This is a genomic window from Burkholderia sp. Ac-20345, from assembly GCF_017104825.1.
GTDB classification, from domain to species: Bacteria; Pseudomonadota; Gammaproteobacteria; order Burkholderiales; family Burkholderiaceae; genus Burkholderia; species Burkholderia lata_B.
Genome location: NZ_JAAGPO010000027.1, coordinates 48,293 through 61,057, shown reverse-complemented (window position 1 = coordinate 61,057; position 12,765 = coordinate 48,293). Strand labels below are relative to the sequence as shown.

Annotated in this window: 14 protein-coding genes; 5 read left to right on the top strand and 9 right to left on the bottom strand. The window is 67.8% G+C overall.

Annotated elements, in window-relative coordinates; genetic code table 11:
- Positions 1 to 30 precede the first annotated feature (30 nt).
- Both G3O06_RS13050 and G3O06_RS13045 read left to right on the top strand, forming a co-directional pair.
- Positions 31 to 1,668, top strand: coding sequence for a CHAD domain-containing protein (locus G3O06_RS13050; RefSeq protein WP_205816271.1), 1,638 nt, complete (start codon positions 31 to 33; stop codon positions 1,666 to 1,668).
- Between the two features lie 48 nt (positions 1,669 to 1,716).
- On the top strand, positions 1,717 to 2,553 hold the full coding sequence (locus G3O06_RS13045) for a TOBE domain-containing protein (protein WP_205816270.1): 837 nt from the start codon (positions 1,717 to 1,719) through the stop codon (positions 2,551 to 2,553).
- A 168-nt stretch (positions 2,554 to 2,721) separates the two neighbouring features.
- Here G3O06_RS13045 and G3O06_RS13040 read toward each other — a convergent pair whose 3' ends face one another.
- The 4 genes from G3O06_RS13040 to G3O06_RS13025 all read right to left on the bottom strand — a co-directional run bounded on the left by G3O06_RS13040 (position 2,722) and on the right by G3O06_RS13025 (position 5,803).
- A complete protein-coding gene (locus G3O06_RS13040) occupies positions 2,722 to 3,423 on the bottom strand; it encodes an ATP-binding cassette domain-containing protein (RefSeq protein ID WP_205816269.1) in 702 nt (233 codons plus the stop codon).
- 55 nt (positions 3,424 to 3,478) lie between these two features.
- Entirely contained in the window at positions 3,479 to 4,156 is a 678-nt protein-coding gene (gene modB / locus G3O06_RS13035) for a molybdate ABC transporter permease subunit (protein ID WP_039358066.1), read from the bottom strand.
- 10 nt (positions 4,157 to 4,166) lie between these two features.
- On the bottom strand, positions 4,167 to 4,967 hold the full coding sequence (gene modA, locus G3O06_RS13030) for a molybdate ABC transporter substrate-binding protein (RefSeq protein ID WP_205816268.1): 801 nt from the start codon (positions 4,965 to 4,967) through the stop codon (positions 4,167 to 4,169).
- Between the two features lie 137 nt (positions 4,968 to 5,104).
- Positions 5,105 to 5,803 carry a phosphatase PAP2 family protein gene (locus G3O06_RS13025; protein WP_205816267.1) on the bottom strand — a complete coding sequence of 233 codons (699 nt, stop codon included), beginning with the start codon at positions 5,801 to 5,803 and terminating at the stop codon, positions 5,105 to 5,107.
- Between the two features lie 249 nt (positions 5,804 to 6,052).
- Here G3O06_RS13025 and G3O06_RS13020 point away from each other — a divergent pair, with 249 nt between their 5' ends.
- Positions 6,053 to 7,162: a PHB depolymerase family esterase gene (locus tag G3O06_RS13020; RefSeq protein WP_175004234.1), complete on the top strand. Its 1,110-nt coding sequence runs from the start codon at positions 6,053 to 6,055 to the stop codon at positions 7,160 to 7,162.
- A gap of 81 nt (positions 7,163 to 7,243) precedes the next feature.
- Positions 7,244 to 7,420 (top strand): DUF3563 family protein, encoded by a 177-nt coding sequence (locus G3O06_RS13015; RefSeq protein WP_085040617.1) that lies wholly within the window; start codon positions 7,244 to 7,246, stop codon positions 7,418 to 7,420.
- A 111-nt stretch (positions 7,421 to 7,531) separates the two neighbouring features.
- On the opposite strand, the gene G3O06_RS13010 is transcribed toward G3O06_RS13015, so the two are convergent.
- The 5 genes from G3O06_RS13010 to G3O06_RS12990 all read right to left on the bottom strand — a co-directional run bounded on the left by G3O06_RS13010 (position 7,532) and on the right by G3O06_RS12990 (position 10,985).
- On the bottom strand, positions 7,532 to 7,951 hold the full coding sequence (locus tag G3O06_RS13010) for an organic hydroperoxide resistance protein (RefSeq protein ID WP_174972915.1): 420 nt from the start codon (positions 7,949 to 7,951) through the stop codon (positions 7,532 to 7,534).
- A gap of 156 nt (positions 7,952 to 8,107) precedes the next feature.
- A complete protein-coding gene (locus G3O06_RS13005; RefSeq protein ID WP_174972917.1) occupies positions 8,108 to 8,560 on the bottom strand; it encodes a MarR family transcriptional regulator in 453 nt (150 codons plus the stop codon).
- A gap of 129 nt (positions 8,561 to 8,689) precedes the next feature.
- A complete protein-coding gene (locus G3O06_RS13000) occupies positions 8,690 to 9,499 on the bottom strand; it encodes a BPSS1780 family membrane protein (protein ID WP_174917443.1) in 810 nt (269 codons plus the stop codon).
- The gene (locus G3O06_RS12995) at positions 9,490 to 10,488 is read right to left on the bottom strand and encodes a homoserine kinase (RefSeq protein ID WP_174972919.1); all 999 of its coding nucleotides are present in this window, start codon (positions 10,486 to 10,488) and stop codon (positions 9,490 to 9,492) included. Before G3O06_RS12995 ends, G3O06_RS13000 begins: the two co-directional genes overlap by 10 nt.
- 101 nt (positions 10,489 to 10,589) lie before the next feature.
- A complete protein-coding gene (locus tag G3O06_RS12990) occupies positions 10,590 to 10,985 on the bottom strand; it encodes a hypothetical protein (RefSeq protein ID WP_039358086.1) in 396 nt (131 codons plus the stop codon).
- Between the two features lie 129 nt (positions 10,986 to 11,114).
- On the opposite strand from G3O06_RS12990, the gene G3O06_RS12985 reads away from it, so the two are divergent.
- Positions 11,115 to 12,641: an AMP nucleosidase gene (locus G3O06_RS12985; RefSeq protein ID WP_174917445.1), complete on the top strand. Its 1,527-nt coding sequence runs from the start codon at positions 11,115 to 11,117 to the stop codon at positions 12,639 to 12,641.
- Positions 12,642 to 12,765 lie beyond the last annotated feature (124 nt).

Genomic DNA, 12,765 nt, shown 5'->3' with positions numbered 1-12,765 from the left:
ACCGGCGATTCTTCATGTGCAGGAGCCTCCATGTCGCGTGTGCTGGAAATCGTGTTGTCGCTGTCACTGGAAGGGTGGCCGGTCAAGGCCGCAAGTCGCGCCCGCGGCGCGCAGCGTGATTTCGGCGCCGAACTCGTGCGCGCATGGCGGATCTGCCCGCAGGTCCGGATGCGCCGCGGCCATGAGCGCGTGACGATCGAGCCGTGCCAGATCGAGGAGGCCGAGCCGAGCCCCGGCGCGAGCTGGTGGACGTGGGTCGAGTCGAATGCGCATGGCAGGCGGGTCGTCGCATCGCGAACGAAGGCGTTTGCGCCAGGTGTCACGGCGCGCGAACTGTTCGACGCGGAGCATGCGGGCATCGTCGTCGCGATGCCGCTGCCCGTACCCGAGGCGGCCGTCGCAGCCGAGGCCGTCGTCGCGACAGGTGAAATCGACGGCACCGCGCCGGATCCGGTCGGGCGCCCGGGGGAGGTCGCTACCCAGCCGGAATCGTCCGCGTTGCGCCTCGTCAGCGAGCGGCGGCGCGGGCGCTGGGCCGACGACAGCGGCGTCGTGGTCGAGATGACGCTCGACGACGTCACGTTGCATCGCGGTAGCGAGCCGCCGCGCCGCTATGTCGAGCTGCGTCTCACGGCACCCGACTGGGAAACCCTGCCCGCGCGTACGGCCGCGCTGCACGCGCTGTTTGCCGCGGCGCGCGAATTGAGCGGTGCGTGGCCCGCATTCGCACAACTGACGAGCGTGATCGATCGCGCATGTGCGGCCGAGCCGGCCGCCGACGGGCCCGTCAAGGCAAAGCTCGTCGACCTGGCCGGCGTGCGCACGCAGCGCGCCGCGCTGTTCGCGCTGTCCGGCGACATCACCGCGCAATGGCTCGGCAACGAGGGCGGCGTGCTCGAGCGCGACGATCCCGAATTCGTGCACCAGATGCGTGTCGCGCTGCGTCGCCTGCGCACGCTGATGCGCTTCTTCCCGCGCTTTGCCGACGATCAGTGGCAGGACACGCTCGGTACCGACCTGCGCTGGCTGGCCGGGCTGCTCGGCACGGTGCGCGACTGGGACGTGTTCGCGACCGAAAGCCTGCCCGCGCTGATCGCGGCCGACGGCGGCGACGGCGAGTGGAACGGCACGCTCGATGCCGCGCGCGCGCAGTGCGCGGCTGCGCGGGTCGAGCTGCGGCAGGCGCTGCATTCGGCCCGCTATGCAAGGCTGACGCTCGGCTGGCTCGAATGGCTGGGCTCGCTTGCGCTGCCGTCCGCCGAAGACGGCGCCGCACCGTCGCTGCGGCGCCACGCGACGAAGCGCGTGCGGCGGCTGTTCGGTCATCTCTATGCGTCGCCGTCGCTCACGTCGCTCGACACGGCCGCGCGCCATCAGGTGCGGATCGATGCGAAGCGGCTGCGCTATGCGCTCGAATTCTTCGCGTCGCTGGCGTCGCGCCGCACGCGCACCGAGACGGTCAAGACGCTCACGCGCGTGCAGAGCGTGCTCGGCGAAGCGAACGACACGATGGTCGCGCTGCATCACCTCGAAAAACTCGCGGCGCCGCCGTACCAGCTCGGTTTCGTGCGCGGCTACGGCGCGGCGCTCGAGCAGCGCGCGGCGCGCGACGCCGAGACGCTGCTGGCCAGCCTGCGGCCGCCGAAGCTCGACGGCAAGCCGGGTTGACCGGCACGCGCTGACTATAATGGCCGCCCGATTCCGGCACGTATCCCGATGACCGACACACCGCATTCTTCCCCGTCCACCGAACCGCTCGAACTGGGCGGCGAGCTGTGGCTGCGCGCCGGCGAGCAGACGCTCGGCGGCGCCACGCGTATCGCACTGCTCGCGGCGATCGGCGACACCGGTTCGATCACGCGCGCGGCGAAGGCCGTCGGCCTCAGCTACAAGGCCGCATGGGATGCGGTCGACACGATGAACAATCTTGCCGGCGAACCGCTCGTCGCGCGTTCGACGGGCGGCAAGGGCGGCGGCGGCACGACGCTGACGCCGCGCGCGACGTCGCTGATCGCCGCGTTCCGCACGATCGAGCGCGAGCATCGCCGGTTCATCGAGGCCGCGAGCGCGGCCGTGTCCGGGTTCGACGTCGACTGGGCGCTGATCGGCCGGATCGGGATGAAGACCAGCGCGCGCAACCAGTTGTTCGGCAAGGTCGCATCGATCGTGCGCGGTACCGTCAACGACGAGGTCACGCTCTCGCTGCCCGGCGGGCAGCCGATCGTTGCCGTGCTGACGCACGAGAGCGCCGATGCGCTCGGCCTGCAGGTTGGCGCGGACGCTTGCGCGCTGGTGAAGGCGTCGTGGGTCGTGCTCGCGGTCGACGATGGCGAGCCCGAGTTGAAGGTGTCCGCGCGGAATCAGCTGCGCGGCAGCGTGGAAACCGTCGCGGCGGGCGCGGTGAACAGCGAGGTGACACTGGCGCTCGACGGCGGCGGGACGCTGACGGCCGTCGTGACCAACGACAGCGTCGATGCGCTGCAGCTCGACGCCGGCCGGCCGGCGATCGCGCTGTTCAAGGCGTCGAGCGTGATTCTTGCGGTGACGGGGTGACGAAGCAGGCAGGGCGGCGCGCTTCGACGATCGAGTGACGGGCGGGGCGAAGCCGGCATCGCATGGTGCCAGCACGGTACCGGCTTCGTTTCCGCTTTCAGCATATGCCGCTACGCGCGGCTTCTCTCAGGCTCCAACGGTGCCTGCCACGACCATGGCCTCGCGCGCTCACGTGACGCGCGTCGGCCACTCGGCGTGCGGCGGAGCCGCCTGCACGCGTCCTTCGCTCAACTGCACGACCTGGTCGCCGAACGCGGCGACGTCGTCGGGATCGTGCGAGATCAGCACCATCGGGATATCGAGCCGCGCCTGCAGCTCGGCGAGTTCGTGACGCATGCGCTGGCGCATGGCGCCGTCGAGCGCCGCGAACGGTTCGTCGAGCAGCAGGATCCGCGGCTGCGCGACCAGTGCGCGCGCCAGCGCGACGCGCTGTTTCTGCCCACCGGAAAGTTGCGACGGGTACTGCCCGGCGAGCGCTTCGAGATCGAACGCCTGCAGCCAGTACGCGACTTCCGGCGGCACCGTCTTCGCGCGCGGGTTGCGCAGCCCCGACGTGAGCCCGAACGCGATGTTCTGGCGCACGTTCAGATGCGGAAACAGCGCATAATCCTGGAACAGGTATGCGACACGGCGTTCGCGGGTCGGCACGTCGATGCGGCGCGCGGCGTCGAACAGCGGTTCGTCGTTCAGCATGATCGTGCCTTCGTCGGGCGACAACAGCCCGGCGATCGCCTGCAGCGTCATGCTCTTGCCCGCGCCGGACGGCCCGAACAGCACGACGCGCTGCGTCGTCGCCGTGAACGACATGTCGAGCGTGAAGCGGCGCTCGGCGTTCGCGTAGGTCTTGCGGATGTCGACGACGAGGCTCATGCGGGCCTCCGCCGAAGCCGCCCGGCCGCGAAAGACGATGGACGAGGCAGGCGCTTCATGTCAGTTGACTCCGCCGGGCACGCGACGGCACGAGCCAGCCGGTCGCGAGCAGCACGAGCACGCAGGTGATCGACGTCACCAGCACGAGGAAGTTGGCCGTGCTGTCGTCGCCGGCCTGCACGGCCGCGTAGATCGCGACCGACAGTGTCTGCGTGCGGCCGGGCAGGTTGCCCGCGATCATCAGCGTCGCGCCGAACTCGCCGAGCGCACGTGCGAACGCGAGCAGCGCGCCCGCGAGGATCCCGCGCGTGGCGAGCGGCAGCGTCACGCGGAAGAACACCGCGACTTCACCGAGCCCGAGCGTGCGCGCGGCGCGCTCGAGATGCGGATCGACGCCTTCGAACGCGGCCCGCGCCGACTTCAGGATCAACGGAAACGCGACGACCATCGATGCGATCACCGCGCCCTGCCACGTGAAGACCAGCTCGATGCCGAGCTTGTCGAGCCACGCGCCGAACACGCCGCGCCGGCCGAGCAGCACGAGCAGGTAATACCCGAGTACCGTCGGCGGCAGCACGAGCGGCAGCGTCAGCACGGAATCGACGACGTCGCGCAGCGGCGAGCGCCAGCGCGCGAGCATGAACGCGGCGGCGACGCCGAGCACGATGTCGAGCGCGGTTGCCCAACCGGCAACCTTCAGCGACAGCAGCAGCGGTACCCAGGCGTCTTGCATCGCGCTACGCTCACTTGCCCGCGGGCTTGAAGCCGAACGTCGACAGCACGGCCTGGCCCTGCGGCGACGCGACGAAGTCGATGAACGACTGCGCCTGCGCGGCGTGGCGGCTGTCCTTGACCACGGCGATCGGATAGGTGATGGCCGTCTTCGTCGGCACCGTCAGCGCGACCTTCACGCGGCCCGGCATGATCGCGGCGTCGGTGCCGAACACGAAGCCCGCGTCGACTTCGCCGCGTGCGACATAGTCGAGGCTCTGGCGCACGTTGGCGGCCAGCACGCCTTTCGCGCTGACGGCATCCCACACGCCGGCCGTGCGCAGTGCGCCCTCGGTGTAGCGACCGACCGGCACCGATGCCGGGTCGCCATACGCGATGCGCTTCACGCCGGGCGCCGTCAGGTCATTCAGCGACGTCGGTGCGGCGGCCTTGCTGTCCGCCGGCACGATCAGCACGAGCGAGTTCGCCGCGAAATCGCGGCGCGTACCGGGCACGATCACCTTTTCGTCGGCCGCACGATCCATCGCCTTCTGGTCGGCCGACGCGAACACGTCGGCCGGCGCGCCCTTGGCGATCTGCTGCATCAGCACGTCCGACGCGCCGAAGTTGAACAGCACCTTGGTATCCGGATGCTGCCTCTCGTACGCTTCGCCGACGGCCTTGAACGCGTTCGTCAGGCTGGCGGCGGCCGACACGACCAGTTCGTCGGCGGCGGACGCGGGCGCGCTGAACGCGATACCGGCAGCGGCAAGCGTGGCGATCGGCAGCAGGCGAAGCAGGGTGCGGCGAAGCGGACGGACGGTTGAGCGCATGGTGGATTCGTTTTGAATGGGTGGAAACCGTAATCGTAATATAGGGCGGGTTATAACGCTCGACATACCGTTCATGCGACGGCGTGCATGTAATGGTCAGACCAGAAAAGGGGCGGGCGTGACGGCCGGGCGGCCGGTCACGTACGGAGCGTTTGCGGCGACGATTGGGTGCGCTGCAGCGACGACGGTTGCGATGCGGGGCGGTAGTTCGGGTTGGCCTTCCAGCGCGCGCGGACGAACGGGCGCTCGTGGCCCGACAGTTGCAGCGCCACCTTGGTGACCCAGCGATGCGACGGCACGGTGATGCCGTGCAGCGCCACGGTGACGAGTACGAGGCTCGCGACGACCGCGGGCACCGACCAGCGGTGCGGTACCGCGCGCCACGAACCGGCGATGAACGCGAGCGCGGCGATCGCGCCGACGATACAGCCGGTGATCGATTCGGACGGCGAATGTGCGTCGAGCGCGACGCGCGACACGCCGACCGCGACGCCGGCCGCGAGCCCGAGCGCGATGCCGGCGATTCGCACCGGCGTGCGCGTGCGGATCAGCGCCAGGAAAATCGCGACCGGATAGACCGACGTCGACAGCATCGCATGGCCGCTGAACCCCGTGAAATCCCACTTGCGGATGCCGATCCCCCAGCCGAGGAACGCGATCTTCGTGAGCGCGACCACGCCGATCGCGACCGCGAGCACGCCGAGCCACGCGGCCGCGCGCTGCCACGAGTAGCCGAGCGCGAGCCAGACGGCGATCGTGATCGCGAGCGGCAGGGTCAGGCCGGCGCCGCCGAACGCGGTGATCATGATCCACAGGTGAGACGACAGGTCGAACATCGGGAAGGGGACGAACGAAGGCGGGGAAGATGCTTAAATCAACGCGCGAGCCGGAAGGAACGACTACAACGGATACAAGCGGCGAAGCCCCAGTATAGCGCCGCGTGCGCACGAGCCCCGTTTTTTGCGCGGCCGGGAACTATCCGCGTGCAGGAAAAATCCCAGAAACAATGTTATGGTGCATTGCACAAAGACGAACGATGCATCCGCTGTGGTGCCCCTATTTTTTCCTGACTGCGAGCCCGATCGATGACCAAAAGTCTGACCAAGGTGTGGCTGGGCGGCATGAAACGCATGCTGTCTCCGGCCGCCCAGCGCGCGGCGCGTGATGCGCAGCGCATCACACGCGACGCACTCGAGGCCGCGGCCTCTCCCGCCGTATCCGATCTGTCCCCGCCGCGCGAATCGCGCGTGCGACCGCGCGCGGCCGCATGGGCGGCCGGCGAGTGGACGCGCGGCGAACATCCGATGGCACCCGCGCTCGGGCGCCTCGTCCAGAATCTCGCGTACGGCCTCTACGTGCCGACCGGCCGCCGGCGCGGCGCGATGCCGCTCGTCGTGATGCTGCACGGCTGCCAGCAGTCCGTCGACGAATTCGTGCAGGGCACGCGAATGAACCTGCTGGCCGACAAGCACGGCTTCGCGGTGCTGTATCCGGAGCAGTCGCTGCGCGCACATGCGCACGGCTGCTGGCACTGGTATGAAGACACCGACCGCGCGGGCCGCGGCGAGGCGAATGCGGTGGCGTCGCTCGTCGACGCACTCGTTGACGAACGCGGTTTCGACGCGTCGCGTGTCTATGTCGCGGGGCTATCGGCCGGCGCAGGCCTGGCGTCGCTTCTTGCACTGCACCATCCTGACCGCTTCGCGGCGGTGGCGCTGCACTCGGGCCCCGCGCTCGGCGAGGCGAATTCCGGCATTACCGCGATGGACGTGATGCGGCGCGGCGTGCGGCAGAACCCGGCCGCGGCCGTCGATGCGTTGGTCGATGCCGCCGCGTATCCGGGCATGCCCGCGCTGATCGTCCAGGGCGATGGCGACCACGTGGTCGCACCGAAGAACGCCGACCAGTTGACGGTGCAGTTCATGCGCCTGAATGGGCTGGCCGACAGCCGCGGCGCACTGCGCGGCGGCGAGCGGGTCGAGACGCGCGAAGCGGGCGCGCAGATCACCGATGTCTGCCGCGACGGCGAGCCGGTCGTGCGGCTCTGTCATGTGAAAGGGCTCGATCACGCGTGGGCCGGCGGCGATGAAGCCGTGCCGTTTCATGCGGCGGTCGGCCCCGATGCGAGCGCGATGATCTGGGCCTTTTTCGAAGCCAATCGCCGCACTGTGGCGACCGAACGACGCATCGGTTGAGCGACGCTGGTCAAAATCTAGGGTTTTCCCTATAATTCGGGAAAACCCTAGTCAAAGAACCTTCGAATAGCGAGATCAACCATGTACCTGCTGAGCCACCTCTTCCTGATGCTGACCAAGAACGCTGAAAAGGCCTCGAAAGAGCGCGCCGACGCGTACCTGGCCGACGCCACCGACATCTACGATCTCGAATTCCGCATGCGCAAGATCGATCGCGAAGCGGCGATGAATCGCCCGTATTCGTTCGGCGCGCGCTAAGCAGCGCAGGGCGGGCCGGCTGGTCCGCCGTTCCGGCGAGTCACGCAGCAAAAGGGCGCGTGCGGCTACATGCCGCACGCGCCCTTTTTGCATTCCTGGCTTTGTGTCGCGTCAGACGACCGTCAGGCGCACCGGCACGTTGTTGCGCGTCGCGTTCGAATACGGGCACACGTGGTGCGCCTTTTCGACCAGCGCTTGCGCGTCGGCCTTGTCGAGCCCGGGCAGCGACACGCGCAGCTCGACGTCGAGCCCGAAGCCGCCTGCGTCATTCGGGCCGATGCCCACTTCCGCGGTGACCTGAGTGTCGGCCGGCAGTGCCTTCTTGTCCTGGCCGGCAACGAATTTCATCGCGCTCAGGAAACAGGCCGAGTAACCTGCGGCAAACAGTTGCTCCGGATTCGTGCCTTCCGCGCCCGTGCCGCCGAGTTCGCGCGGCGCGGCCAGCTTCACTTCCAGCTTGTTGTCAGCGGATACCGCGCGGCCGTCGCGGCCACCCGTGCTCGTGGCGCTGGTCTTGTACAGAATGTTCATCGTGCAGCTCCTGTCTGGGAAAGGGAGGAAAAGCGGCCCGGTCGAACGGGGTGTCGCCGGCCACGAAGAAAATATAGAACACAAATCATTAGTGTGCAAATGAAATTTTGAAGAAAAGGCCCGGCAGCGCCGGGCCGGTTCGCCGAGGCTCGCCTGTCAGCGTTCGTTGGCAGCCGACAGCGCGTCGCGCAACTGCTGGAGATCGGCGCGCAGCCTGACGAGGAATTCGGGGGATTGCTGCATCGCGCAAAAGAGATCGGCGGGTACCGAGCGCGCGCGGTCTTTCAGCGTACGGCCTTCCGGCGTCACGCGCACGTTCACCACGCGTTCGTCGGCCGCGCTGCGCACACGCTCCACGTAGCCGAGCGCCTCCAGCCGCTTCAGCAGCGGCGTGACCGTGGCCGGGTCGAGGTCGAGCCGCGCGGCGATGTCCTTCACGGCGATGTCGTCGCGTTCCCACAGCACGAGCATCGCGAGATATTGGGGATAGGTCAGCGACAGCTTGTCGAGCAGCGGCTTATACGCCTTCGTCATCGCATGCGAAGTCGAATAGAGCGCGAAGCAGAGTTGCTCGTCGAGCGTCTGGGGCAACGGGGGCAGGCGGTCCATGATTCGGGAGGCGCGGCGAACGCGCGAACAATTTGTACGCAAATTATTTTGCGCGCAAAAGATCGGGATGAACAGGGGGCGGCCGGCGCGGAGAACGGTGGCCGGCGACGTGCGCCGGCCGGGGATACGTCAGCGGCCCGACGTGGTGGTCGTTGCGCCGGGTTCCTGTACGCCGAAGCAGCCGCGATAGGTCGCGTAGAACGAGCAGTACAGCATCGTGACGATGATGATCGTCACCGGCATCATGATCGTCAGCGCGTACGCGCCGGCGCCGAGCGCCTGCAGCAGCAGTGACAGCGCGAGCGACGTGCCGAGCGCGACGGCGAACCACAGCACGCCGTACACGACGAACGCGCCGCGATTGCGCCAGCAGCTGACGACGCTGAAAAACAGCGCCTTCGCGGGCGGCACGTCATGCCAGGCGACCAGCACCGGCGCGAACCAGAACAGCATCGCGACCGGCAGGTAGAGCAGCGTCGCGAAGAACAGCGCGCCGAGCGTGCCTTGCGCGGCGAGCGTTTCCGGCGTCGCGCTTGCCTCGTCCGCCGCGCCCATCATCACGTGGAACAGCGCGCCGCCGTCGACGAACGACGAAGCGGCGAACACCAGCACCATCGACGCGACGTAGATCACGCCGAGCACGAGCAGCCGCTGGGTCGCGACGGTACCGTACGAGCGGAAGCCGTCGACGAGGATCGTCGGCATCACCGGCTTGCCGGCCACCGTGTCGCGGCATGCGGCCATGAAGCCGACCGCGACGCCCGGAATGAACACCAGCGGCAGCGCGGAGCCGATCACGGGCACCATCGACACCAGCGTGATCGCCAGCAGGTACGTGAAGAACAGCGTGATGAACGCGAGCGGGTTCCGGCGGAACAGCCAGACGCCTTGACGGAACCAGACATAGCCCGTTTTGGCGGGCACTTCGATCAGTTGCATGCGGTTTGGATCTCGGGAAGCGCGGGCGTATGCGCGATACGCTCGCGCAGGATGCGTTCGAAATGACCGGGGTCGTGCGGCTTGAGCATCTCGGCCGCACGCGGCAGGTAGAAGTCGTACAGGCGCGACACCCAGAAGCGGTACGCGCCCGCGCGCAGCATGTCGCTCCAGTGGCGGCGCTCCTCGGCCGTGAACGGCCGGACGGTCTGGTACGCACGCAGCATCGCATCGGCGCGCGCGACGTCGAGCACGCCGGTCGCGAGGTCGACGCACCAGTCGTTGACCGTGACCGCGACGTCGAACAGCCACTTGTCGCAGCCTGCGAAATAGAAGTCGAAGAAGCCGCCGAGCCGCACGTCGTGGCCGGTGCCGGGCGCCGCGTGCGCGAACAGCACGTTGTCGCGGAACAGGTCGCAATGGCACGGCCCGGCAGGCATCGCCGCGTAGTCGTCCGATGCGAAGAAGCTGGCCTGGTGTGCGAGTTCGCCCTCCAGCAGCGCACGCTGCTCATCCGTGATGAACGGCACGATCGCCGGCACGTTCTCCTGCCACCACGGCAGGCTGCGCAGGTTCGGCTGGTTGCGCGGATAGTCGCGGCCGGCGAGGTGCAGGCGCGCAAGCATCTGCCCGACCTCGATGCAGTGTTCGACCCCCGGCGCGAGTTCGGCCGAGCCGTCGAGCTTCGTGACGATCGCGGCCGGCTTGCCGTGCAGCTCGCCGAACAATGCGCCGTCGTCACGCGGGATCGGATCCGGCACCGGCACGCCGTGGCCGGCCAGATGCCGCATCAGGTCGAGGTAGAACGGCAGTTGCTGCGCCGTGAGCTTTTCGAAGATCGTGAGGACGTACTCGCCGCGCGTCGTCGTCAGGAAGAAATTGCTGTTTTCGATACCGGACGGAATGCCGCGGAACGCAAGCACGTCGCCCAGTTCGTAGTGGCGCATCCATTGCGCGAGATCGGAGTCGGAAACAGCAGTGAAAACGGCCATGCGGGATGCGTCAGGTCAGGGTGTCGGCACGCGGGCGGCGTGCGTCGCGACAGCAGGTGAAGGGAGGCGGCGCGCGGCGTTCGACGCGGCGCGCCACGGAATCAGTAGCGCAGGTTCAGCGACGGCAGGCGCGTGATCGGGATGCCCGCGTCGTGCGGCTTCGGCGACGTGTCGGGCGTCGAGCTCATCTGGTAGCGCGTGCCGAAGTTCGACTTCACGTCGATCTCGACCGGTTTGCCGCGATCGCGATACTCGGTGACTTCGGTGCCGTTCTTGCTCTTTTCGTGGAAGCTCGGCGTGCGGCGGATATCGGCGAAGTCGACTTTCGACGTGACTTCGGCACCCGGCCGGTTGATCTTGCGGAGATCGGGCAGGCCGGCGGCCTCGTTGGCCTCGGCCCGAGCCTGCGCGTCGGCGTCAGGCGTACCGCCGGCGGCGTAAGCGACGCTGGCGGCGGCAAACGCGGCGGCAGCGGCGACGAGAATGAGCGGCTTCATGATGAGTCTCCAGTGAACCCACCGATTTTAGCAAATACTGCGCCCCTTCCGGCCCTCGCGTGCGCAGGGGCGGCCATAAGCGTGACCGGGTTCCGTGGTAATGTCGTCAGATCAGACGAGGTGATGAAAATGAAGAACGATTTGAGCCGCCGGCACCGAGCGCTGACGCCCGAAAGCCCGTCGGTCGAGGCTTTCGACGATCCGATCGCCGCCGTCGCGCGGCTGTCCGCCATTTACGACACGAATACGGGCTTCCTGCGCGACGCCTTCGCGCGCTATCGCCGCCACGAACCGATTACCGAGCACGTGCGCGCATGCTACCCGTTCGTGCGGATCCGCACCGACGTCAACACGCACGTCGATTCGCGCCGCTCGTACGGTTTCGTCGCCGGCCCCGGCGTATTCGAGACGACGGTCACGCGCCCCGATCTCTTCGCGAACTACTATCGCGAGCAGCTGCGCCTGCTGGCGAAGAACCACCATGTGAAGATCGAGATCGGCGTGTCGTCGCAGCCGATTCCGGTTCATTTCGCGTTTCCGGAAGGCATCCATCTCGAAGGCGAGCTCGACCGCGACCGCCTGCTCGCGATGCGCGACATCTTCGATACACCCGACCTGTCGTATCTCGACGACCGCATCGTCAACGGCACGTTCGAGCCAGCGCCGGGCGAGCCGCATCCGCTCGCGCTGTTCACGGCCGCGCGCGTCGATTTCTCGCTGCACCGGCTGCGTCACTACACGGCCACGTCGCCCACGCACTTCCAGAACTACGTGCTCTACACGAACTATCAGTTCTACATCGACGAATTCGTGAAGCTGGGCCGCACGGTGATGACGGAGAGCGATGATCCCGAGGTGCGTGCATACCGCAGCCAGTACAGCTCGTTCGTCGAGCCGGGCGATGTCGTCACGTACAACGCGAACCTCGGCAGCGAGCCGGCCGAGGGCAACGCGCCGCCGCGCCTGCCGCAGATGCCCGCGTATCACCTGAAGCGCGCGGACGGCAGCGGGATCACGATGGTCAACATCGGCGTCGGCCCGTCGAATGCGAAGACGATCACCGATCACATCGCGGTGCTGCGTCCGCACGCGTGGGTGATGCTCGGTCACTGCGCGGGGCTGCGCAACACGCAGCGTCTCGGCGACTACGTGCTCGCACACGGTTACGTGCGCGAGGATCACGTGCTCGATGCCGACCTGCCGCTATGGGTGCCGATTCCGGCGCTGGCCGAAGTGCAGCTCGCGCTCGAGCGCGGGGTGGCCGACGTGACCCGGCTGGAGGGGGCTGAACTGAAGCGCGTGATGCGCACGGGTACAGTCGCGAGCGTCGACAACCGCAACTGGGAGTTGCGCGATCATCGCGAACCGGTGCAGCGGCTGTCGCAGAGCCGTGCGGTTGCGCTCGACATGGAAAGCGCGACGATCGCCGCGAACGGTTTCCGCTTCCGCGTGCCGTACGGCACGCTGCTGTGCGTGTCGGACAAGCCGCTGCACGGCGAGCTGAAACTGCCGGGCATGGCCGACACGTTCTATCGCGGGCAGGTCGACCAGCACCTGCAGATCGGCGTGAAGGCGATGGAGATCCTGCGCACGAACGGGCTCGACAAGCTGCATAGCCGCAAGCTGCGGAGCTTTGCAGAAGTGGCGTTCCAGTAAGTGCAATGACCGGCGGGCCCTGCGGGGCGTTACCGGGGGCACGTTTTCCGGTTTGCCGCACCGGCTGATGTGACGGCGCATGCGATTTCGAGGACTGGCAGCTTCGGCCGCGTGCCCGTCATGA

Coding starts and splice junctions, on each gene's coding strand:
- G3O06_RS13050 (WP_205816271.1), top strand. CDS start 31: ATGTCGCGTGTGCTGGAAATCGTGTTGTCGCTGTCACTGGAAGGGTGG.
- G3O06_RS13045 (WP_205816270.1), top strand. CDS start 1,717: ATGACCGACACACCGCATTCTTCCCCGTCCACCGAACCGCTCGAACTG.
- G3O06_RS13040 (WP_205816269.1), bottom strand. CDS start 3,423: ATGAGCCTCGTCGTCGACATCCGCAAGACCTACGCGAACGCCGAGCGC.
- modB (WP_039358066.1), bottom strand. CDS start 4,156: ATGCAAGACGCCTGGGTACCGCTGCTGCTGTCGCTGAAGGTTGCCGGT.
- modA (WP_205816268.1), bottom strand. CDS start 4,967: ATGCGCTCAACCGTCCGTCCGCTTCGCCGCACCCTGCTTCGCCTGCTG.
- G3O06_RS13025 (WP_205816267.1), bottom strand. CDS start 5,803: ATGTTCGACCTGTCGTCTCACCTGTGGATCATGATCACCGCGTTCGGC.
- G3O06_RS13020 (WP_175004234.1), top strand. CDS start 6,053: ATGACCAAAAGTCTGACCAAGGTGTGGCTGGGCGGCATGAAACGCATG.
- G3O06_RS13015 (WP_085040617.1), top strand. CDS start 7,244: ATGTACCTGCTGAGCCACCTCTTCCTGATGCTGACCAAGAACGCTGAA.
- G3O06_RS13010 (WP_174972915.1), bottom strand. CDS start 7,951: ATGAACATTCTGTACAAGACCAGCGCCACGAGCACGGGTGGCCGCGAC.
- G3O06_RS13005 (WP_174972917.1), bottom strand. CDS start 8,560: ATGGACCGCCTGCCCCCGTTGCCCCAGACGCTCGACGAGCAACTCTGC.
- G3O06_RS13000 (WP_174917443.1), bottom strand. CDS start 9,499: ATGCAACTGATCGAAGTGCCCGCCAAAACGGGCTATGTCTGGTTCCGT.
- G3O06_RS12995 (WP_174972919.1), bottom strand. CDS start 10,488: ATGGCCGTTTTCACTGCTGTTTCCGACTCCGATCTCGCGCAATGGATG.
- G3O06_RS12990 (WP_039358086.1), bottom strand. CDS start 10,985: ATGAAGCCGCTCATTCTCGTCGCCGCTGCCGCCGCGTTTGCCGCCGCC.
- G3O06_RS12985 (WP_174917445.1), top strand. CDS start 11,115: ATGAAGAACGATTTGAGCCGCCGGCACCGAGCGCTGACGCCCGAAAGC.